Annotated in this window: 21 protein-coding genes; 11 read left to right on the top strand and 10 right to left on the bottom strand. The window is 58.8% G+C overall.

Features of this window, described 5'->3' with window-relative positions:
• Positions 1 to 62: 62 nt before the first annotated feature.
• From AC1RJ3_RS25655 to AC1RJ3_RS25665, 3 genes are read left to right on the top strand one after another with little or no spacing between them, the layout of a single operon-like run.
• Complete coding sequence (locus AC1RJ3_RS25655) at positions 63 to 437, top strand: septal ring lytic transglycosylase RlpA family protein (RefSeq protein WP_103315770.1); 375 nt, start codon at positions 63 to 65, stop codon at positions 435 to 437.
• 50 nt (positions 438 to 487) lie between these two features.
• Positions 488 to 1,558, top strand: coding sequence for a calcium/sodium antiporter (locus AC1RJ3_RS25660; RefSeq protein ID WP_493081237.1), 1,071 nt, complete (start codon positions 488 to 490; stop codon positions 1,556 to 1,558).
• Positions 1,555 to 1,947 carry a carboxymuconolactone decarboxylase family protein gene (locus AC1RJ3_RS25665; protein WP_493081239.1) on the top strand — a complete coding sequence of 131 codons (393 nt, stop codon included), beginning with the start codon at positions 1,555 to 1,557 and terminating at the stop codon, positions 1,945 to 1,947. The genes AC1RJ3_RS25660 and AC1RJ3_RS25665 overlap by 4 nt, the downstream gene beginning before the upstream one ends.
• Before the next feature lie 120 nt (positions 1,948 to 2,067).
• On the opposite strand, the gene AC1RJ3_RS25670 is transcribed toward AC1RJ3_RS25665, so the two are convergent.
• The 5 genes from AC1RJ3_RS25670 to kdgD form a co-directional block, all read right to left on the bottom strand.
• Entirely contained in the window at positions 2,068 to 3,009 is a 942-nt protein-coding gene (locus AC1RJ3_RS25670; protein ID WP_103315772.1) for an AEC family transporter, read from the bottom strand.
• 177 nt (positions 3,010 to 3,186) lie between these two features.
• Positions 3,187 to 4,740 (bottom strand): galactarate dehydratase, encoded by a 1,554-nt coding sequence (gene garD, locus AC1RJ3_RS25675; protein WP_493081241.1) that lies wholly within the window; start codon positions 4,738 to 4,740, stop codon positions 3,187 to 3,189.
• An 11-nt stretch (positions 4,741 to 4,751) separates the two neighbouring features.
• The gene (locus AC1RJ3_RS25680; RefSeq protein ID WP_493081243.1) at positions 4,752 to 6,113 is read right to left on the bottom strand and encodes an MFS transporter; all 1,362 of its coding nucleotides are present in this window, start codon (positions 6,111 to 6,113) and stop codon (positions 4,752 to 4,754) included.
• Between the two features lie 103 nt (positions 6,114 to 6,216).
• On the bottom strand, positions 6,217 to 7,662 hold the full coding sequence (locus AC1RJ3_RS25685) for an aldehyde dehydrogenase family protein (RefSeq protein ID WP_493081245.1): 1,446 nt from the start codon (positions 7,660 to 7,662) through the stop codon (positions 6,217 to 6,219).
• Between the two features lie 74 nt (positions 7,663 to 7,736).
• A complete protein-coding gene (kdgD, locus tag AC1RJ3_RS25690; protein WP_216742395.1) occupies positions 7,737 to 8,648 on the bottom strand; it encodes a 5-dehydro-4-deoxyglucarate dehydratase in 912 nt (303 codons plus the stop codon).
• A 236-nt stretch (positions 8,649 to 8,884) separates the two neighbouring features.
• Here kdgD and AC1RJ3_RS25695 point away from each other — a divergent pair, with 236 nt between their 5' ends.
• The 3 genes from AC1RJ3_RS25695 (at position 8,885) to AC1RJ3_RS25705 (ending at position 11,406) form a co-directional block, all read left to right on the top strand.
• Positions 8,885 to 10,504 (top strand): phospholipase, encoded by a 1,620-nt coding sequence (locus AC1RJ3_RS25695; RefSeq protein WP_493081247.1) that lies wholly within the window; start codon positions 8,885 to 8,887, stop codon positions 10,502 to 10,504.
• A 14-nt stretch (positions 10,505 to 10,518) separates the two neighbouring features.
• Positions 10,519 to 10,710 carry a hypothetical protein gene (locus AC1RJ3_RS25700; protein ID WP_054594017.1) on the top strand — a complete coding sequence of 64 codons (192 nt, stop codon included), beginning with the start codon at positions 10,519 to 10,521 and terminating at the stop codon, positions 10,708 to 10,710.
• Positions 10,711 to 11,055: 345 nt separating this feature from the next.
• Positions 11,056 to 11,406, top strand: a complete 351-nt coding sequence (locus tag AC1RJ3_RS25705) for a hypothetical protein (RefSeq protein WP_493081249.1) — start codon at positions 11,056 to 11,058, stop codon at positions 11,404 to 11,406.
• A gap of 11 nt (positions 11,407 to 11,417) precedes the next feature.
• On the opposite strand, the gene AC1RJ3_RS25710 is transcribed toward AC1RJ3_RS25705, so the two are convergent.
• The 4 genes from AC1RJ3_RS25710 to AC1RJ3_RS25725 all read right to left on the bottom strand — a co-directional run bounded on the left by AC1RJ3_RS25710 (position 11,418) and on the right by AC1RJ3_RS25725 (position 15,978).
• Entirely contained in the window at positions 11,418 to 12,164 is a 747-nt protein-coding gene (locus AC1RJ3_RS25710) for a FadR/GntR family transcriptional regulator (protein ID WP_054598177.1), read from the bottom strand.
• Positions 12,165 to 12,338: 174 nt separating this feature from the next.
• On the bottom strand, positions 12,339 to 14,066 hold the full coding sequence (locus tag AC1RJ3_RS25715; RefSeq protein WP_493081251.1) for an ABC transporter ATP-binding protein/permease: 1,728 nt from the start codon (positions 14,064 to 14,066) through the stop codon (positions 12,339 to 12,341).
• 96 nt (positions 14,067 to 14,162) lie between these two features.
• Positions 14,163 to 14,723, bottom strand: a complete 561-nt coding sequence (locus AC1RJ3_RS25720) for a response regulator transcription factor (protein ID WP_054594020.1) — start codon at positions 14,721 to 14,723, stop codon at positions 14,163 to 14,165.
• Positions 14,716 to 15,978 (bottom strand): ATP-binding protein, encoded by a 1,263-nt coding sequence (locus AC1RJ3_RS25725; RefSeq protein ID WP_347927996.1) that lies wholly within the window; start codon positions 15,976 to 15,978, stop codon positions 14,716 to 14,718. The genes AC1RJ3_RS25720 and AC1RJ3_RS25725 overlap by 8 nt, the downstream gene beginning before the upstream one ends.
• Before the next feature lie 379 nt (positions 15,979 to 16,357).
• On the opposite strand from AC1RJ3_RS25725, the gene AC1RJ3_RS25730 reads away from it, so the two are divergent.
• Positions 16,358 to 17,074 carry an SIMPL domain-containing protein gene (locus tag AC1RJ3_RS25730; RefSeq protein ID WP_347927997.1) on the top strand — a complete coding sequence of 239 codons (717 nt, stop codon included), beginning with the start codon at positions 16,358 to 16,360 and terminating at the stop codon, positions 17,072 to 17,074.
• Positions 17,075 to 17,120: 46 nt separating this feature from the next.
• Here the strand turns inward: AC1RJ3_RS25730 and AC1RJ3_RS25735 are convergent, their stop codons facing one another.
• Entirely contained in the window at positions 17,121 to 17,507 is a 387-nt protein-coding gene (locus AC1RJ3_RS25735; RefSeq protein WP_347927998.1) for a DUF6124 family protein, read from the bottom strand.
• 470 nt (positions 17,508 to 17,977) lie between these two features.
• On the opposite strand from AC1RJ3_RS25735, the gene AC1RJ3_RS25740 reads away from it, so the two are divergent.
• Genes AC1RJ3_RS25740 through AC1RJ3_RS25755 form a run of 4 tightly spaced genes read left to right on the top strand, consistent with a single transcriptional unit; the run spans position 17,978 to position 20,902 of the window.
• Positions 17,978 to 19,318 carry a hypothetical protein gene (locus AC1RJ3_RS25740; RefSeq protein WP_493081254.1) on the top strand — a complete coding sequence of 447 codons (1,341 nt, stop codon included), beginning with the start codon at positions 17,978 to 17,980 and terminating at the stop codon, positions 19,316 to 19,318.
• The gene (locus AC1RJ3_RS25745) at positions 19,315 to 19,686 is read left to right on the top strand and encodes a hypothetical protein (protein WP_347928002.1); all 372 of its coding nucleotides are present in this window, start codon (positions 19,315 to 19,317) and stop codon (positions 19,684 to 19,686) included. Before AC1RJ3_RS25740 ends, AC1RJ3_RS25745 begins: the two co-directional genes overlap by 4 nt.
• Positions 19,687 to 19,733: 47 nt before the next feature.
• Positions 19,734 to 20,111: a hypothetical protein gene (locus AC1RJ3_RS25750; RefSeq protein ID WP_493081256.1), complete on the top strand. Its 378-nt coding sequence runs from the start codon at positions 19,734 to 19,736 to the stop codon at positions 20,109 to 20,111.
• Positions 20,108 to 20,902 carry a hypothetical protein gene (locus AC1RJ3_RS25755; RefSeq protein ID WP_493081258.1) on the top strand — a complete coding sequence of 265 codons (795 nt, stop codon included), beginning with the start codon at positions 20,108 to 20,110 and terminating at the stop codon, positions 20,900 to 20,902. The genes AC1RJ3_RS25750 and AC1RJ3_RS25755 overlap by 4 nt, the downstream gene beginning before the upstream one ends.
• Positions 20,903 to 21,010 lie beyond the last annotated feature (108 nt).

The following is a 21,010-nucleotide window of genomic DNA, read 5'->3' on the forward strand; positions in this document are numbered from 1 at the left end:
GAGGGGGCTTGCCCCCTCGCCACAACAAGCCTGCTCCCACATTTGTTTTGGGGACACCGTTTATGAAACGTCTACTTGGCGCGTGCGCCCTGCTCTCTCTGCTGGCCGGTTGCGCCAGCACGGATGTCATCGATCCACACGGCTACGACAAGACCGGCGTGGCCTCGTACTACGGCGCCAAACACCAGGGTAAACGCACCGCCAGTGGCGAGCGTTTCAACGCCAATTCCCTGACCGCTGCCCATCGCCAATTACCCTTTGGCACCCGGGTGAAGGTCACTAACCTCAACAACGATAAATCTTGTGTCGTACGTATCAACGATCGCGGACCACACACCCGTGGGCGCCTGATCGATCTGTCTCGCGAAGCGGCCCAGCGGTTGGGCATGCTGGGTAGTGGCACTGCGCAAGTTCGCGTGCAATCCCTCGACAACTGACAGACGGAGCCCAGGCCATTTTCGGACTTGCCGATTTACCACTGCTCAGCGTGCTGCAACTGTTCAGTGGCCTGGTACTGCTGATCGCCGGCGCCGAGTTACTGGTCCGCGCCGCCGTGCGCCTGGCCGCACGCTTGAAGGTGCGACCGCTGATCATCGGCCTGAGCGTCGTAGCCCTGGGCAGCAGCGCACCGCAAATGGCAATCAGCCTGCAAGCGACGCTGATGCAAAACACCGACATCGCCGTCGGTAGCGTGATTGGCAGCAACATCTTCAACATCCTGGTCACCCTCGGACTCTCGGCGCTGATCATCCCGTTGCGGGTCTCCCGGCAATTGGTGCGCCTGGATATCCCGGTGATGATCGGCGCCAGCCTGCTGGTGTTCGCTCTTGCCTGGAATGAACGACTGACACCGCTCGACGGCACGATTCTGTTAGCCGCGCTGGTGCTGTACCTCGGGTTGTTGCTGCATCAGTCACGGCACTCGGTGCGCCCGCACACCACTCCGGCAGACAGCAACAACGCATCCGGCGCGCCGTGGTTGAGCAGCCTGTTGCTGATGCTCTCGGGGCTGGCGTTGCTGGTGTTTGCCGGGCATCTGTTGCTCAGCGCAGCGGTCGAGGTGGCGACCGACCTCGGCCTGTCAGAACGCATTATCGGTTTGACCATCATTGCCGTCAGCACGTCGCTGCCGGAACTGGCCACCTCGCTGATCGCCGCCCTGCGTGGTCAGCGCGACATCGCAGTGGGCAACGTGATCGGCAGCAATCTGTTCAACCTGCTGGGCGTGCTGGGCGTCACCGCCCTGGTCGCGCCGACGCCGCTGTCGGTCTCGCCCAACGCACTGGACTTCGACTTGCCGGTGCTGCTGGCGGTCAGCGTGCTGTGTTTACCTATGTTCTATTCAGGCTATCGAATCACCCGCGCCGAAGGCCTGCTGTTTCTGGCCTTGTACCTGGCGTATGGACTGCATGTCGTGTCGTTTACCACGGGCATGCCACTGGCCGGCAAGCTTGAACACCTGATGCTGTTTTTCGTCCTGCCGGCGCTGGTGGCGTTTTCGCTGTTTACGTCACTGCGCGCCTGGCACCGCCAACACCACAAGAGGGAATCGCCATGACCGACAAACCCGGCTCCAGCCAACCGACCGGCATTGAAGTACGGCGCCAGGTCATGGGCGACGCCTTCGTCGACCGTTCCATGGACAATGCCACCGAGCTGACCCGACCGTTTCAGGAGTTCGTCAACGAACACGCCTGGGGCGCGGTATGGAACCGCGGTGGTCTGGAATTGAAGACCCGCAGCCTGATCACCCTCGCGGCCCTGACCTCACTCAAGTGCCCGCAAGAACTCAAAGGCCACGTGCGTGGCGCGCTGAACAACGGCTGCACGGTCGACGAGATCCGCGAAACGCTGATGCACTGCGCGGTCTACGCCGGCGTGCCAGCAGCGATGGAAGCGTTTCGGGCAGCGCAGGAAGTGATCGACGCGTATCAGCAATCGGAATAAATAGTCGGAGATCGCCATCGCGGGCAAGAACTAGGCGTCCCCCCGCTCCTACAGAGTTCACATCCCGTAGGAGCAAGGCTTGCCCGCGATTGGGCCTGAAGGGCAATAAGGATCTATCGGCTAAATCCACCCGCCCCACTGCAACACAAAGATCCCGAGGTTGGTGGTGACCGCCGCCATCAACGTGGTGATGACGATGATCGCCGCCGCCAGTTCATGGTTGCCATTGGCCGCCCGGGCCATGACAAAACTGGCGGCGGCCGTCGGACTGCCGAAGTACAGGAACAAAATCCCCAACTCGGGACCACGAAAACCCCAGAGCCAGGCCCCCAGCGTGGCCAAAATCGGCAAGCCGATCATCTTCACCAGACTTGAACTCAACGCCAGGTCACCGCTCTTGCGCAACGCCGCCAGCGACAGCGTGCCGCCAATGCAGATCAACGCCAGCGGCAAGGTCATCTGCGCCAGGTAGTTGCCGGACGTTTCCAGCCAGCCAGGCAAGCCGATTTTGAAATAGGCGAACGGTGCAGCGGATATCACACTGATGATCAGCGGATTGCTGAGCACGCTTTTGCAGATGCTCCAGGGATCGGACTTGATCACCGGGCTGTACACCGCCAGCACGATGGTCGACAGCGTGTTGTAAAACAGGATCACCAGCGCGGCAAGAATCGCCCCGAGGGAAATTCCGTAGTCGCCGTACATGCTCGCCGCCAGCGCCAGGCCGATGACTCCGTTATTGCCGCGAAACGCACCCTGGGTGTAGATCCCGCGATCCTCGCGCGGGCAACGCCAGATCGCCCAGCCCCAGGCAATGGCGAAACACGCCAGGGTCGCCAGGGCGAAATAGATCAGCAGCGCCGGCTTCAAGGCCGCGTGCAGGTCGGCGTGCACAATCCCGAGAAACAGCAGTGCCGGCATGGTGACGTTGAACACCAATGCCGAGGCGGTGTGGATAAAGTCGTCGTTGATCCAGTTGATGCGCTTGAGCAGAACGCCCAAAAACAACATGGCAAAGACTGGCGCGGTGATGGTCAGCGTTTCGAGAAAGATTGCCAGCATGCCGGGTGAACCTTGAGGGGCGTCGTTAGGGGGCTAATGATAAGCCACTGAAGACGCTGGCGTCTGGTAGACCGCCATCGCGGGCAAGCCTTGCTCCTACAATATTTTTGCCGGGCACAAAACGACGCTACAAAACTTGTAGGAGCAAGGCTTGCCCGCGATTGAGGTGACTCGGTCTCAGGTGATGGGCGCCGGGTTGAACAAGGTAATGTCGTTGTGCAGTTTGTGCTGCTCCGCCCAGGTCTGCTTCCTGCCACTGGCCACGTCCAGATAGAAGTGGAACAACTCCCAGCCCAATTCCTCGATGGATGCGCGCCCCGTGGCAATCCGCCCCGCATCAATGTCGATCAGATCCGGCCAACGCTGGGCCAGCTCGGTTCGGGTCGAGACCTTGACCACCGGCGCCATCGCCAGGCCATAAGGCGTGCCGCGCCCGGTGGTGAACACGTGCAGGTTCATCCCGGCCGCCAGTTGCAAGGTGCCGCAGACAAAATCACTGGCTGGGGTTGCGCAGAAAATCAGCCCTTTGCGCTTGAACCGTTCGCCCGGGCCGAGCACGCCGTTGATCGCGCTGTTGCCGGATTTGACGATCGAGCCCAGGGATTTCTCGACAATGTTCGACAACCCGCCCTTCTTGTTACCCGGCGTGGTGTTGGCGCTGCGATCCGCTTCGCCCTTGGCCAGGTAACGGTCGTACCAGTCCATTTCGCGCACCAGCTCTTGTGCGACTTCCTTGGTTTCTGCCCGCGAAGTCAGCAGATAGATCGCGTCGCGCACTTCAGTGACTTCGGAAAACATCACCGTCGCCCCGGCCCTTAGCAACAAGTCCGAGGCATAACCCAGCGCCGGGTTGGCGGTGATCCCGGAAAACGCATCACTGCCACCGCACTGCATGCCGAGGATCAACTCGGACGCCGGTACGGTTTCGCGGCGACGCAGGTCGAGTTTCTTCAGACGGACTTCGGCCAGCGCCATGATCTGCTCGATCATCTCGCCAAAACCGTGACTGGAGTCCTGCAAGCGATACAACCACGGCTCGCTGAGGTCCACCGAGCTGTCGTTCTCGTGCATCACCTGCCCGGCCTGCAACTTCTCGCAGCCCAGACTGATCACCAACGCTTCGCCGCCCAGGTTCGGGTTGCGTGCCAGGTTGCGCACGGTGCGAATCGGGATGTAGGCGTCGGTGGCGGTAATCGCCACGCCGCAGCCGTAACTATGGGTCAATGCGATCACATCATCGACGTGCGGGTACTTGGGCAGCAACTCGTCCTTGATGCGCTTGACCGCATGGTCGAGCACCCCGGTGACGCATTGCACGGTAGTGGTGATCCCGAGAATGTTGCGCGTACCGACGGTGCCGTCAGCATTGCGATAACCCTCGAAGGTGAAGCCTTCCAGCGGCGCTTGTGCGGCCGGCACCTCGGTGGACAGCGGCAGGCTGTCCAGCGGCGGTGCGGTGGGCATGCGCAGTTGATCTTCCTTGACCCAACTGCCACGCGGGATCGGCTGCAAGGCGTAACCGATGGTCTGGCCGTAACGGATCACCTGGCCGCCCTCGGGGATATCCTCCAGCGTCACCTTGTGGCTCTGCGGCACGAACTCCACGGTCACCAAGCCGTCCGGGAATTCAGTGCCGGCCGGTACGCCCTGGTCATTGACCACGATCACCACGTTGTCGCGCTCGTGCAGCCGGATGTAGCGCGGCGAGTCGGAATGTTCAATCAACTGCATGACGCCGCTCCTCAGGAATGCGCTTGAGACAATTTGTTAGTCAGTTGGGAGCCATTGGCGGGTGGCTCTTTGAGTACCACGCGCTTGATCGGGCCGACGATCACCAGATAGCTGAACACCGCGACCAGCGCGTTGCAGCCGACAAACACCAGCGCCCATTTGAAGGAGCCGGTGGTACTGATGATGTAGCCAATCACGATCGGTGTAGTGATCGACGCGATATTGCCGAACATGTTGAACAGCCCGCCACTCAAGCCTGCGATCTGTTTTGGCGAGGTATCGGAAACCACCGCCCAACCCAATGCGCCCACACCTTTGCCGAAGAAGGCCAGGGCCATGAAGCCCACGACGATCCACTCAATGTTCACGTAGTTGCAGGCCACAATGCTGGTCGACAGCAACAGCCCACCGATGATCGGCGCCTTGCGGGCGAAGGTCAGCGAGTGGCCCTTGCGCAGCAGATAGTCGGAAATGAGTCCGCCCAGCACCCCACCGATAAACCCGCAGATCGCCGGCAGTGAGGCAATGAAACCGGCTTTGAGAATGGTCATGCCGCGCTCCTGCACCAGGTACACCGGGAACCAGGTCAGGAAGAAATAGGTGATGCCATTGATGCAGTACTGGCCCAGGTACACGCCAAGCATCATGCGGTTGCTCAGCAGTTGGCGCACGTAATCCCACTTCGGCCCGTCGCTGCGCTTGCCCCGGTCCTGATCCATGTCGACCAGGCCGCCGTTGTCGGCGATGTGTTTGAACTCGGCGTCATTGATCATCGGGTGCTGGCGCGGGCTGTGGATAATTTTCAACCAGATCAGCGAGAACACGATGCCGATCCCGCCCATCACCATAAACACGTGCTGCCAGCCAAAGCTGTAGACGATCCAGCCCATCAGCGGCGCGAAGATCACCGTGGCGAAGTATTGCGCGGAGTTGAAGATCGCCGAGGCGGTCCCGCGTTCGGCGGTTGGAAACCAGGCCGCAACGATGCGTGCATTACCGGGGAAGGATGGCGCTTCGGCCAGGCCCACCAGAAAGCGCAACATGAACAGCGCGACGATGGCGGTGGAGACACCAAACTCACCGACATAGCCTTGCAGCACGGTGAACAGCGACCAGGTGAAGATGCTCAGCGCATAGACTTTTTTCGAACCGAAGCGGTCGAGCAGCCAGCCGCCGGGGATCTGACCGGCGACGTAGGCCCAACCGAATGCAGAGAATATGTAGCCGAGGGTGACGGCGTCGATGCCCAGGTCTTTTTGCAGGCTGGAGCCGGCAATGGCGATGGTGGCACGGTCGGCGTAGTTGATCGTGGTCACCAGAAACAGCATGAGCAGGATTAAATAGCGGACGTGGGTCGGCTTGGTCGCTTGCATGTAGATGTACTCCCACTAATTATTTTTTTTGCGGGTAATCGTTTTGTTTTTTGCTTTCTGTGGGAGCGAGCAAGCTCGCTTCCACAGAGAGCGGTGTTGCGTGTTACGAACCGATATAGGAAGTCTTCACCACGGTGTAGAACTCCTGCGCGTAGCGACCTTGCTCCCGCGATCCATAGGATGAACCTTTTCGGCCACCAAAAGGCACGTGGTAATCCACGCCGGCAGTCGGCAGATTGACCATCACCATCCCGGCCTGGGAGTGGCGCTTGAAGTGGTTGGCATACTTCAACGAGGTGGTGGCGATACCCGCCGACAAACCGAACTCGGTGTCGTTGGCCATCGCCAGCGCCGCGTCGTAATCGGCCACCCGAACGATGTTCGCCACCGGGCCGAAGATCTCTTCGCGGCTGATACGCATCGCCGCCTCACTGTCGGCAAACAGCGTTGGCGCCAGGTAATAGCCTTCGGTGTCACAGGTCACCAGGCCACCACCGCTGACCAGTCGCGCACCTTCGGACTGGCCAATGTCGATGTACTTCAAGTCCTGTTCCAGTTGTGCTTGCGAGACCACCGGGCCGATATCGGTGCCGCTCTTCAAGGCATGCCCGACCTTGATCGACCTCATCCGCTCAGCCATGGCCTCGACGAATTTGTCGTGAATCCCGGCGGTGACGATCAAGCGGCTCGAGGCCGTGCAACGCTGGCCAGTGGAATAAAACGCGCTCTGCACCGACAGTTCGACAGCTTGCTTGAGGTCGGCATCGTCGAGAATGATCTGCGGGTTCTTGCCGCCCATTTCCAACTGCACCTTGGCCTGACGCGACACACAGTTGACCGCGATCTGCCGGCCTACGCCCACCGAGCCGGTGAAGCTGATGCCATCGACTCTCGGGCTGTTGACCATGGCATCGCCAATCACTCGACCGCTGCCCATCACCAGGTTGAACACCCCGACCGGGAAACCGGCACGGGAAATGATTTCAGCCAGCGCCCAGGCGCAACCGGGCACCAGTTCTGCCGGCTTGAGCACCACGCAGTTGCCGTAGGCCAAGGCCGGGGCGATTTTCCACGCCGGGATCGCAATCGGGAAGTTCCACGGCGTGATCAAACCCACCACGCCAAGGGCTTCGCGGGTGACTTCGACGTTGACGCCAGGACGCACCGACGGCAGGTAATCGCCGGACAAGCGCAGGCACTCACCCGCAAAGAACTTGAAGATGTTGCCGGCACGAGACACCTCGCCGATGGCTTCGGGCAGGGTCTTGCCCTCCTCCCGCGCCAGCAAGGTGCCGAGTTCTTCGCGACGCGCGAGGATTTCGCTGCCGACTTTATCCAGCGCATCGCTACGGGCCTGAATGCCAGAGATCGACCAGGCCGGGAATGCAGCACGAGCGGCGTCGATGGCGGCGTTCACCTGAGCCAGGTCAGCCTTGGCGTATTCGCCAATGACATCGGTCAACTCGGACGGGTTGATATTGGTCGAGTACTCGGCACCCGCGACCCATTGGCCGCCAATGAAGTTGTCGAATCGTTTTACGTCTGCCACAGCGCTTTCCCCTTAACAGAAGTTCTTACACAAAAAGCCGCCGATTGCTCAGCGGCCCTGGTTGATTCAGCGGGTTATTGCGCGCCTTGCTTGTCCATCAACGCCGCGAGCATTTCGAACTCTTCCGGCGTCAGGTCAGTCAGCGGGGTACGTACGGGACCGGCATCGTAGCCGGCGATTTTCGCGCCCGCTTTGACGATGCTCACCGCGTAACCGGCCTTGCGGTTACGGATGTCCAGGTAAGGCAGGAAGAAGTCATCGATCAGTTTGCCGACGGTAGCGTGATCGTCGCGGGCGATGGCGTGGTAGAAATCCATCGCCATTTTCGGCAGGAAGTTGAACACCGCCGAGGAATAGACCGGAACGCCCAGCGCCTTATAAGCCGCGGCATAGACTTCGGCAGTCGGCAGACCACCCAGGTAGCTGAAGCGATCACCGAGACGGCGACGGATCGACACCATCAACTCGATATCACCCAGACCATCCTTGTAGCCGATCAGGTTCGGGCAGCGTTCAGCCAGGCGTTCCAGCAGCGGCGCGGTCAGGCGGCAGACGTTACGGTTGTAGACGATTACACCGATCTTGACCGATTTGCACACGGCTTCAACGTGAGCGGCAACGCCGTCCTGACTGGCTTCAGTCAAGTAGTGCGGCAGCAGCAGCAAGCCTTTGGCGCCCAGGCGCTCGGCTTCTTGAGCGTATTCGATGGCCTGACGGGTAGAACCACCGACACCGGCCAGAATCGGCACGCTGCTGGCGCAGGTGTCTACAGCCGTCTTGATCACATCGGAATATTCGCTGGCCGCCAGGGAGAAGAACTCACCGGTGCCGCCTGCGGCGAACAAGGCCGAAGCGCCGTATGGGGCCAGCCATTCGAGACGTTTGATATAGCCCGCGCGATGGAAATCGCCCTGAGCATTGAAATCGGTAACCGGGAAGGACAGCAAACCGGAGGAGAGGATGGACTTCAGTTCTTGTGGATTCATTATTCGAACACCCTGGACGCACGTTGTGATGAGAAAACCTGCTCAGCTCTCGCCGAAGTTGTAAGTCATCGTACAACTTAAAATACGACCGTCAACTGCATTTCATCGCCAGATGGAAAATCCGGGTAAGAAAAAGCACTTCCTTGACGTAGGAGATTTTGCAGCTATGCTCGACAACAACTGTATATACATACAGCTATTAGAGACGCAACCTACGACATATCAAGGAGCTAGAAATGTCAGGTCTACACACCCAATCGCAGGAAAACCTCAATCATGACGACCGGATCATTGCCGATCTGGATCAGCTGTTCAGCGAACGTGGCATTGCCATTTCCGGTGACGGCGATCACCTGATACTGCTGACTCACAGTCAACACAGCCCCAAACATCACACACCAGGTCTGGCTGGAAAATCGCTGAACACCGAGCCTGCACCTCGCTTCGAAGGCGGCGAACACACCGCCATCGGCGATGCCACCCTGCTGCGCTTCGTCAAGGACGCACCGGCCATTGCGGCCTGGCAAGTGCCATTGCACCTGCCCAATGGACTGGCACTGAGCTACGGCCAAATCGTTTCGCTAGGCGGTGATTTCTACGGCATTCCCGACCAGCCAATCTGCGATGGCGCGACCCCGGTTGATCGCATCCAGCGTTTTACTGCCGCGTTCAACTCACTGGCCGTACTGCCGGCGTCACGAGCAGAAGCCGGGTTGATTCTCGGCGTGATGCAGAAGGAAATCGCTGCCGCCAATCAGGCGATCAGGGACGGCAAACAACCCCACGAGGCCTACGACGCACTCGGTGATACGTTGTCCGAAGAGTGGAACAAAATCACCGGCGGCGGCAGTTTCGTTTCAGCACTGTTCCCCTTGGGGCGCTATCTGAAACTGGCGGCGAACAACGCCGACCACTTCGGTGAATGGGCGTTGCTGGCGTACATCGCCGGGCACACCGCCGCCCTGCAACAGGCCGTTCTGGCCCACAACAGTGGCGATGAAAAGCAGTTGGAACTGGCCTACGCAATGAACGCATTTGCCGACCATTACCTGACCGACCTGTTCTCTGCCGGCCATCTGCGAATCCCGCGCAGACAACTGGCAGCAGCGGTTACGCCGAGTGATCTGGGTTCGCTGATCACCCGTTTCATGCACGACGAAGACAGCAAATACGGCCTCAACGTGAACAACGCCAACGGTGATCAGTGGCATGCCTACGGCGACAAACGCTACTTCGACTCGGTCGACAGCGCCAACCGCAAACAGGTCAAACTCGCGGTTCAGCGCTCGGCCGACGAAGTCTTCGGGACCTTCCTCAGCGGTTCACTGCCCGCGCCTTCCAGCTACGTTGCGCTGAAGTATCTGCCTGACCTCAACGCCGTGAAAAAACCGGCGGGCAACTTCTCCGGGTTATTTGTTCTGGATGGCAACAAGGTGCTGCGTCGCAGCGACGTCAACAACCTCAACGACAGCAGCAAGATCGACAACTGGTGGGGCTGGAGCACCTACTTGCTGCTCAAGGACTACACACCGAACAAACCGGCCGGCTACCTGGAATCCCCAGCCACAGCGCCGACGATCCAGGCTGACGGCTGGCAGAGCCAAACGCCCGGCGAACCCAACTGGTTGCCAGGCAATGCCGTGCGTTACGCCTTCAGCTACACCAACGGCTTGAATGAGTCCTACATCGGCCCTTGGTCGAATTACGCGGAGTTGAGCGAACGCTTTCAGCCAACGCTGAACGTGCCGGGCAACGGCGCCTCACGCAACATTTTCCGCCAGTTTCGCGGCGGCTCACCCGAGCTGATCGGCTCGATCGACGCGCACACCAGCACCTTCATTGACCGTAACGCCTGATAAGGAAATCACCGATGACTATCAACCTGACACTCGAACTGGCCTCGGGCCAATCCCTCAACGGCGCACCGCTGGAACTGCTGGCCAATGGCGTGCCGGTTGCCCGGGCGACTGTGGATGACAAGGGCCACGTGGCGTTTGATGCCAAGCCCGGAGCCGGGACACTGGCGGTGAGGGTGGATCGTTCGATCCTCAAGACTGGCTGAAGTTATAGCGAGATGGCTGCCGGCCCTTTCGCAAGCAGCGAACGTCGCCCGGCCCTTCCCATATTTGATCGTTGTCGTACACAGCATCTGAGTACGACTTCAATCCAGTGTGAGAAGGGCCGGGCGACGTTCGTTTGCTCGTGAATGCAGTCTGCCGGACGACACCCTTCTTGCAGCTGGACCTCTGAAGACCGACCACTCGTCGAACCTGTAATTTCTGACAGTAGGCGGACTTGAGCGGCTGTGACCTAAATAGCTCCGGAGTTAACAGACCGGCTCCTTCAGCACAGCGTTCAAAGCGGCGCTTATCAAACGGTTTGAAATATCGCTAAAGGGATTTTGATCATGACTGCACAGCAGAAGGTTCTGCCCGCTCCCACCCTTGAAGAAGCGGTCGACGATATTCTTTACGTCCACAAACTAAAAGACGCAGCCCATGGCGTGGTTCCGCCGAACACCGGCATGAAGGTAGGCGCAATCGTCACGTTTAAGGTTCAGCCATCTCATAGCAATGCATGGAGTAGTGAGCGGCACGTCGTAACTGATTCAAGCAAACCCATCACTTTCGCAATTCCGAAGCACGTGTTTGAAAAGAACCTGTTCCCCGACGCCACGGCAAAACTTCATTACAGCGTCGAAGATCAGCCCGGCAATGTGGTCGTATCCCCAGTCTTGACCATCAAAGTCGAAAAATAACCCGTCCCGCCTCAGCGCTGCGCTTCTGCCTCTTCATGGGCATGGCGCAGTCGTTCGCGGCTGTTGGTCAGGTGTAGGCGCATGGCCGCTCGGGCCGCGTCCGAATCCTGGCGGGCGATGGCGTCGTAGATTTCTTCGTGCTCACGCGCCAGGCGATTCATGTAGTGCTGCTGGTCATCGTGGGCCAGCCGCGCAGAATTGAGCCGGGTACGCGGAATGATGCTGGTGCCCAGGTGGGTCATGATGTCGGTGAAGTAGCGGTTGCCGGTGGCCAGGGCAATCTGCAAATGGAACTGGAAGTCCGATGCCACCGCATCGCCGGCGTGGGCCGCGCTTTCGTTGAGGGCATCCAGAGCTGCGCGCATCAAGGCCAACTGTTCGGGGCTGCGGCGTTGCGCGGCCAAACCTGCGGACTCCACTTCCAGGCTTATGCGCAACTCCAGGATCGCCAGCACATCGCGCAACGTCACCACGGTCGCCGGATCGATGCGAAAGCCGCTTGGGCTCGGCGTGTCGAGCACAAACGTGCCGATGCCATGACGGGTTTCAACCTGCCCCGCCGCCTGCAAACGCGATATCGCTTCACGCACCACGGTGCGGCTGACGCCATGGGCCTCCATGATCGCCGACTCGGTGGGCAACTTGTCGCCACGCTTGAGCATGCCGTCGCGAATCTGCTCGGACAGCACCGTAACCAATTCCTGCGCGAGGCTGCGGCGCTTGCGCGGAAGACGGGGGGCGTCGATCGGGTTTTCCATGGTGAACATCAGTCTCAGGCAAACGGTGGTGAACGCATCATAGCGCAGCGCAGTTGTACGATCACTGCCGGTGAACTTCGCCCCGTAGAAGCAAGGCTTGCCCGCGATGAACGATGATGCGGTTTATCAGAGAGACCGCATCAAGACCATCGCGGGCAAGCCTTGCTCCTACACTTACGCGGTAACGGTCTGCTCCAGCAGATGCCCGCTGTCGATCCGCACATGCCGTGGATGGAAACGTTTCAGGCTGCTGCGATGGCCGACGCTGACGATGCTCAGGCCTGGCAAGTGATCGATCAGTGCCTGATACAGCGACGCTTCATCTTCTTCGTCCATCGCCGAAGTCGCTTCATCCATGTACAGCCATTGCGGCGCGTAGAGCAGCGCTCGGGCAAACGCCAGACGTTGCTGCTCACCCGGTGAGAGCATTCGCTGCCAGTGATTGGCTTCGTCGAGACGGGAAACCAGATGCGGCAAACGGCAGGTTTCCAGCACACGCGCGTAGTGCTCGTGCGTGTAGGTGTCGCCGGCCTGTGGATAACTCAGGGCGTCACGCAGGCTGCCAATCGGCAGATACGGCTTTTGCGGGAGGAACAGATAGCGCGCAGCCGGCAGTCGGATATTGCCGTGGCCTGCAGGCCAAAGGTGCCCCATCGCCCGCAGCAAGGTGGATTTGCCACTGCCGGAACGACCGCTGAGCATGACGCGCTCGCCCGCCTCTACCGTCATGTCGGCATTGGTCAGCAAGTGACGACCGTCGGCCAGGTCCAGCCCCAGGTTGTGGATTTTCAGTTCCGAGCCCTGATTCTGCACGTCGATGGCCGGCTGGCGCTCTTCGTTTTCGCTCATGGCCTGACGGAAACTCAGCAAACGGTCGCAGGTGGCGCGCCACGAGGCGAGTTCCTGGTATGCACTGATGAACCAGCTGAAACTCTCCTGCACGTTGCCGAAGGCCGAACTGATTTGCATCAGTTCACCGAGTTCGATCTTGCCGGCAAAGTAGCGCGGCGCGGCGACCATGAACGGGAAGATAATCGCGATCTGGCTGTAGCCGGAGGTAAAGAAGGTCAGGCGCTTGGACACTTTCATGATGTCCCAGAAGTTGTGCCAGACCCTGCCAAACCGTGTGCTCAAGCGCTGATGTTCGTTCGGTTCGCCGTTGTACAGGGCGATACTCTCGGCGTTTTCACGCACCCGGACCATGGAAAAACGCAGGTCGGCTTCGAAGCGTTGTTGTTGGTTATTCAGACCGATCAAGCGGCGACCGATCAAATGCGTCAGCCAGCTGCCAACCGCCGCATAGACCAGCACGCACCAGAACATGTAGCCAGGAATGGTAAAGCCAAACACCTCGATACTGCCCGACACGCCCCACAGGATGATCGAGAACGATACCAGGTTGACGACATTGCGGATCAGGCCCAGCCCCAAAGCCAGGGTGTTCGACGTGAAGTTGTTAAGGTCTTCGGAAATCCGCTGGTCCGGGTTATCGGTGTAACCGCCCTGCTCCAGCTGGTAATAATTCTTGTCGCCGAGCCAACGGGCGAAGTGCTTCTCGGTGAGCCAGGCCCGCCAGCGAATGGTCAGCATCTGGGTCAGGTAAAGCCGGTACACCGCACCGACAATCGCCACCGCGGCAATTGCGCTGAAATACAGAATCAACTGCCAGAACGCCGCTTCGTCCTTCTTTTGCAGGGCGTTGTAGAAGTCCTTGTACCAGGTGTTGAACCACACCGAGATCCCCACGCTGATCAGCGACAGCACGATCACCGCGATCAGCAGTGCCCAGGCCGTACCCTTCTCTTCACTGCGCCAGTACGGCGTGATCATCTGCCAGATACGGCGAAAAAACTGCCCGCGCACACTGTCGTTGACCGCGGAATATTCAGCGTTCTGATTCATGGTTCAGACTCGATAAAGAAAAGAACAGGCACGAGCCGATCATAGATGATCGGCTCGGGTTGTCGCGAGGCCTGGCGATAACCGTTCAGCGCCGGTTCAGCGACGAACGGGACGCTTCTGCAGTTTGCGCTGCAGGGTGCGCCGGTGCATGCCCAGGGCGCGGGCAGTGGCGGAGATGTTGCCTTCATGCTCGGTCAGCACGCGCTGGATGTGCTCCCATTGCAGGCGGTCCACCGACATCGGGTTTTCCGGCACCAGGGTATCAAGGTCGGCGTGTTCTGAGAGCAAAGCGGCCAGCACGTCATCGGCGTCGGCCGGTTTGCACAGGTAGTTGCAGGCACCGCGTTTGATCGCCTCGACGGCAGTAGCAATGCTCGAGTAACCGGTGAGGATCACCACGCGCATTTCCGGGTCGAGTTCGAGCAGCTTGGGCAGCAGCACCAGGCCCGAATCGCCATCCATTTTCAGGTCCAGCGCGGCAAAATCAGGCAGATCGGCCTGAGCGATGGTCAGGCCTTCTTCGGCAGAGCCTGCGGTGCTGACCCGAAAGCCACGGCGGCTCATGGCGCGGGCCATGACACGGGTGAATGTTGCGTCGTCGTCTACCAGCAACAAATGCGGCAGCTCTTCGCCTTCGACTTGGATCTCGTCACTCATGTTCGTCTCCTCGGGCGACACGGGGCAGGCGCAGCTCGGTGAGCGTACCGCCTTCCTCATGACTGTAGAGTTTCACTGAGCCGCCAGCGCGTGTCACGCTGGCCTTGCTCAAAAACAGGCCCAGGCCGAAACCTTTGCCCTTGGTGGTAAAAAACGGTTTGCCGATCTGTTCGGCAATCGCCAGCGGCACACCGGCGCCATGGTCGCGAATACTGATGGTCAGCTCGACGGAATCCCAGTTCAGCGTCACTTCCAGCCCTTCGGGGCAGGCATCGGCGGCGTTGTTCAGTAAGTTCAGCAAGGCTTGGGTCAAGTCTGGCGGCGGCGCCAGACGCGGCTCATCGCCAAGTCCCAGGCGCCGCAAGCGGTAGGTTGCTTCGGGACGCATCAGGTGCCAGCGGTTAAGCGCTTCATCGAGCCAGACGCTGACGCCCTGCACCTCCACCGCCAGCCGACGATTGGCTTCGGCGGCGCGAACCAGCTGTTGCAAAGTCTCCTTACACAGCTTCACCTGATCCTGAAGCACCCTCAAGTCATCTTGCAGCAACGGGTCGTGATGATCCTGCTGCATTTCCTTGAGCAGCACGCTCATGGTCGCCAGCGGCGTGCCCAATTCGTGAGCGGCGCCAGCGGCCTGGGTCGCCACGGCCAGCAATTGTTGATCGCGCAGACCTTCTTCCCGGCGAATCGCCCGCAGTTCTTCCTGGCGGCGCAACTCTTCGGCCATCCGCGCAGCAAAGAAGGTAATCACCGCAGCGGCCAAGGCAAAACTCAGCCACATGCCGTAGATCTGCATCTTTTCCCGGTACATCGGGAATGTTTCCAGCGGGTAAAACTGCGCCAGTAACAAGGTGTACATCGCCAGCGCGATGCCCGAGAGAATCACCGAATAACGCCACGGCAGCGTCACGGCGGCGATGGTCAGCGGCACCAGGTAATAGGAAACGAACGGGTTGGTCGAACCACCGGAGAAATACAGCAGCGCACTGTGGATAAATAGGTCGCAGGCCAGTTGCACGGCGTATTCGAGCTCGGTGACCGGCCACGAAGTGCGCAAGCGGATCGCGGTAAAGGCACACAACAGCATCGAGCAACCGAGGGTCGCCGCCAGTTGAAACCACGGCAGCGGCAACAGGTTGAACCAGTAGGCGAGCCCCACCGAACCGGCCTGAGCGGCCAGCACCAGGGTGCGGATGAACGTCAGTCGCCAGAGGTTCTGGCGAGTCGCGGAAAGCAGTTGTACGGGGGCGAGCATGAGCTCTCCTGATGAGCGCTCCAGGCGGATCGCGTCGAGTATAACCAAGCGAGGGCCCCGACAGGCAAAAGTGCGGCAAAGCGCCACAGGACATTGAAGATCCATTGTGGTGAGTGGGCTTGCCCCCGATGGACTGCGAAGCAGGCCCAAAACCTGTCGACTGGGTATATCTGGGGAACCGCGTACACAGGATTACGACTGCTTCGCAGCCGAGCGGGAGCAAGCTCCCTCGCCACAAAAGCTCTTCTGCCAAGGGGAACGGTAGGCGGTCAGATCTGTATAGAAGTTGTAATCGGGTGAACCCGACAATAAAAGCTACAGTCTGATGGTTTCACGCAGGCTTGGACCCTTACCCCTGCGCACCGCCCAAGGAGACTTCATGAACACATTGCGCCGCAGCGCCGCCCTTCTCGCCCTCAGTGTCGGCACCGTTGCCAGCCTGCCGGCATTGGCCGCCGACGAACTTCACTACAACCAGATTTCCCTGCGCGCCGAAGTCAGTCAGGAAGTGGCCCGCGACCTGATGATCGTGACCCTCTACACCGAAGAACAAAACACCGACCCGGCGAAACTCGCCGCCGACGTCAGTACCACCATGAACAAGGCGCTGGCCCAGGCCAAACAGGTCAAGGACATCACCCTGCGCCAGGGCAGCCGTCACAGCTACCCGATCTACGACACCAAGGGCCAGAAGATCACTGGCTGGCGTGAACGTGCCGAACTGCGCCTGGAAAGCTCGAACTTCGCGGCGCTGTCCAAGCTCACCGGCGAACTGCTGACCGACCTGAAAATGGGCGGCATGGACTTCGCCATCGCCACCCCGACCCGCAAGGCCAGCGAAGATGCGCTGCTCAAGGAAGCCGTCACCGCCTTCAAGGCCCGCGCCCAACTGGCCACCGATGCACTGGGCGGCAAGGGTTACAAAATCGTCAACCTGAACCTCAACAGCAACGGTTATCCACAGCCTTACCTGCGTGCGCCGATGATGATGAAAGCCGCGGGCATGGACTCGGCACCGGTGACCCCGGATGTCGAAGCCGGCACCAGCCAGGTCAACATGACCGCCGATGGCTCGATTGAAGTGTTGATGCCTTGAAGTTGAGGTGGGTCAGCCAGCCTTCCGCTGACTGACCCACTGCGCCCTACTTGACCTGGTACTCCGCTGGCTCCGACACATCGAAATCATCCAGTGCCCTGTCCACCAGCAACTGCACGCCATCCACCAGCCGACAAATCGCCAGCGCCACATGGCGCCGCGAACCTTCGATCTCGAACGCCAGGTCGGCGGCCATGACTTTCACCGACGCCAGGTCTTCCGAGGCATTGGCCAACAGGCTTTCAGTGCCCACCTCAGGGGCGACACTGAATAACCGGTCGGAACGCAAATCGCTGAAGCGCAGTTTGGCGAGCGTCGGTTTCAGGTAGTGATCCAGTGCCCGGTGGGCAGCGTCGTGGAGCTTTTTGGAATCGAGGGATTCGTACGGGGAAACGTCGTCGGGTGCGGGGGGATCGGGGATTAACTTGTCCATGTGAATACTCCACTCATTTTGGGAGCCATCTCTTGCCGATCTCACTCGGCGAAGGGGTGGCAGCTGTGTGCGGTGTGAGATTACCGGGAGTAGAACCGGCCAGACCGAAGTCTGCCCGCACACAGTCGCCATAAAGCATTGCGAACAGCGGATAAGCTGGCGGCAATTATGGTAGTACTGGCACTCGATTCATACTCTTTGCCGGGATCTCACACCCGTTCGCTGAGTTTTCAGCGACAGCAAAAGGTTAGGCGCAGCCCCAAACCCAGCGCAACCGCCACAACTCGTCGGAACAATCGCCCTCATGCCTTCGGCTGACAGCGCTTTTTGTAGGAGTCGCTGGTGTTGTAAACGTTAATGTCGGCATGCCAACGAATCGGATCATCCCTACATCCGTCACCGAATCGCCCGGCATCATTTTCTGAGTCCACTCGCCACAGTCGCCCGTTTCCACGGAACGGGACACGGGCGTGACCAAACTCATCCCCAAAAGCCAACTCGCCGGCCAGCGCGGCCAGGTGCTCGACAGCAGCCAGGCGGCCTACGACCTGCGCCAGGCCCTGAGTTCTCCAGACAATCTGCAAGGCTTCGACGACCTGCTGAGCTCCGTCGGCGCCCATCGCTCCAACTACATGCAGGCGGTCCATCAGAAAAAACTCATCGACGCTGTCAGCAGCGGAGACTGGGTGATGGTGGCACCACGCGTCGCCCCCGATAACGGCGGCGCCTCGTGGAACGCCTTCAAGCCCAAACCCGAACCGCCACCAGCACAGCACCTGGTCGAGGACCACGCATTCACCCTGCCGCAGCCGGCCGAGTCCGGGTTTCACATCATCCAGCGGCCTATGAGTCTCGAAACACTGGAACGCTCGCTGTACGAAAACCCGCCCAGCGATGCCTTGCGCAAAGTGTTCCGCTCGCTCAACCGCCATCTCGGCGAACAGGTGAAGCCCGGGCAAATGGTGATCTTCAGCGATTCCAGGCATTACATGTGTCGCCGGGAGGAGGCGCAATTGATGATCGCTGCAGATAAGGTCAACGAAGCGCTCAAGGACCTGAGCGATGAAGAAGCTTCGTTCATGGTTGAGCATCATGAAGTGATAGAACCGTTTTTAGGTGTCGCCTCAGGAGCGCTGGGTGTAGCGTCCTTCATGGTTGGCCAGCATCTGGAAACGTTGCGAAACACCCTCACCGAGCTTGAGCGTTTACATCAGGAACAGTACCGGCAATACGGCCACCTGAAATCCCCCGGCTTTTTTGCGCAGCGTAAGCGACTCATGGCGAAACTGGATGCCAGTTTGGGACCTTTGATGCGTAAGGCTACGGGCATCCCGGATCACCCCAAACTCAAACGTGCGTTAGGACTATCCACTCGTCGAACGGTTCATCATTGGAGCAAAGCTGGCGCACCGACTCAGTTGCCAGGTTATGCCACTCATATCGAGGGTGTTGCGCGAGCCTCGAAGTACATGAAAGCGGGTGGTTATGTGGCGATTGGTTTGGGTGCTAGTGCTGCGGCGATGAAAATTCATGAAACGTGTCGTACAGGAAGAGAGGACCAGTGCAGGCAGGTTCGGTTTGTGGAAGGTGGGAAACTTGCTGGCAATATTGCGGGTGGCGCTCTCGCGAGTGCTATTGCTCCCGCTGTAGCCAAGGGGACATGTTTAGCCATTGGCGTTGGTACAGGTGGGGTCGGCGGCGTTGGCTGTATGTTGCTGGTAAGTGGGTTTCTCGCAGCAGGACTAGGGGATCTTGGCGCAGCGAGTGGCGAGCGTTTGGGTGAAGCTATGTATGAGAGGACCGAACCATGACACTTGATCTGCTGATAGTTTTTTCCGCAGGGCCACTTTTTATATTGACAATACTCAACTATGCATTCTGCGCTTATGTAGCCACTCACAAACTTGAGGAAATGGAGAGCCACTTCGAGCATTCCATATTTGTCTCCCGCTATCACAGCAATTCCTACCGCTCAATCATCCGCCGAGTCGGCTGTTTGGGAACAGTTTGGGCGGTGCTTGTATTCAAACATCTGCGAAATCTCGACCCTGGCTCAATCGAAGGGGTTAACCACTTCCCCAAGCATTTGCGAGCTTGGGTCATTATTCCTGGCCACATCAACGCGTTTTGCACGATCTGGCTGGTGGCAATCGGGGCATGGAGCAGGTTTATACTGTAGTCACTACTCAAAACTTGTTTTGCGATGAATGATATAAGGTTTGAATTATGGAACTTAACCAAATAGTAGACCTATCTGGCTTTCCGCTTTTCGCACTGTTTTTTCTGAACTACACATTTATGGTGTATGTCGCGACCTACAAGCTCAAAGAGATGCAAAGTCACTTTAAATACTCCCGCTTTGCCGCAGCTCACCGAGGTGACGCCAGTACTCCAATCATCCTAAGAACCGGAAATCTAGTGTTGATATGGTCACTATTGGTGTTCAAATTTTTCCGCAAAATGGACCCAGACTCAATCGAGGAAGTAAAGCGCTTCCCAAGAAGCCTGCGGCCCTGGGTCATTATTCCTGGTCACATCAATGCGTGTTGCATCGCCTGGGGAGTTGGAGTTTCAGTTTGGATCAACATTAAGGGCTACTTGTGATAGCTCTGCCCATTGATCACATTCAACTCACTTTATGGACAATTGTTTTTCTTCTGATTTTTCTCAGCCAGGCAATCATATTGTTTGCCGCCTGCTTCAAGCTCGATCACATTGAAAAACACTTCATCGCGTCTCATCTCGTGAGCATCAATCGAAACAGTGTAGGCAACGGTCTGTTTGGACGGATGAACAGACTAAGACTGATAGGCGCGTTAACAGGCAGTTTCTATCAGCATCAGATGTTGGACCCCTATGCATTTATGGAAGCTGAAATCCTGCCAAGGCGTCTAAGAAAATGGGCAGAGATTCCAAAAAACCTGATACGCATTGCGATGACCAGCGCTGGACTCCTCTTGCTCTGGGACGGCTTGCTGTATATGCGCACAACAATTGCCAGCCCAATGGGCGAGCTGAAATTGCTCTACACAGCCATATTGAGTGCCTTTCTTGCCTTGACTCTGATGATTTTATTGCTGCGGGTATACATCAGCTTTTTCAAACTGGAAGAACTTGAATCACACCTCAGCAACTCCTACTTCGTAGGCCGCAATCTCCGAGTAATGGGTAATGGGGTGTACGGCCGTAGCTACCGCCTGAGCCACCTCTCGATAATGCTGCACGCGCAAGATTCATTTCTGCTGAGAAGCGACCCGCACTCTATCGATGACATCAAGCGCTTTCCCCCGCACCTACGACGTTGGGTCGTTATTTCCCATCGAATGGTTGCCTATTCATTCTTCGGCTTTTTTGCCCTATGGGGATGGGGGAAGTACTCCGGACTGCTGGGCTGAGCCGCGGACCACACACGTCTAAGGCCAACAACCCGCCGTGTATGCCATAACAGAGGGGTCACCCTAACAAACGGATATTTCCGCGGCCCCCGTCAACAACGCTACTCT

The organism is Pseudomonas sp. GW822-FHT04C11, assembly GCF_058800905.1.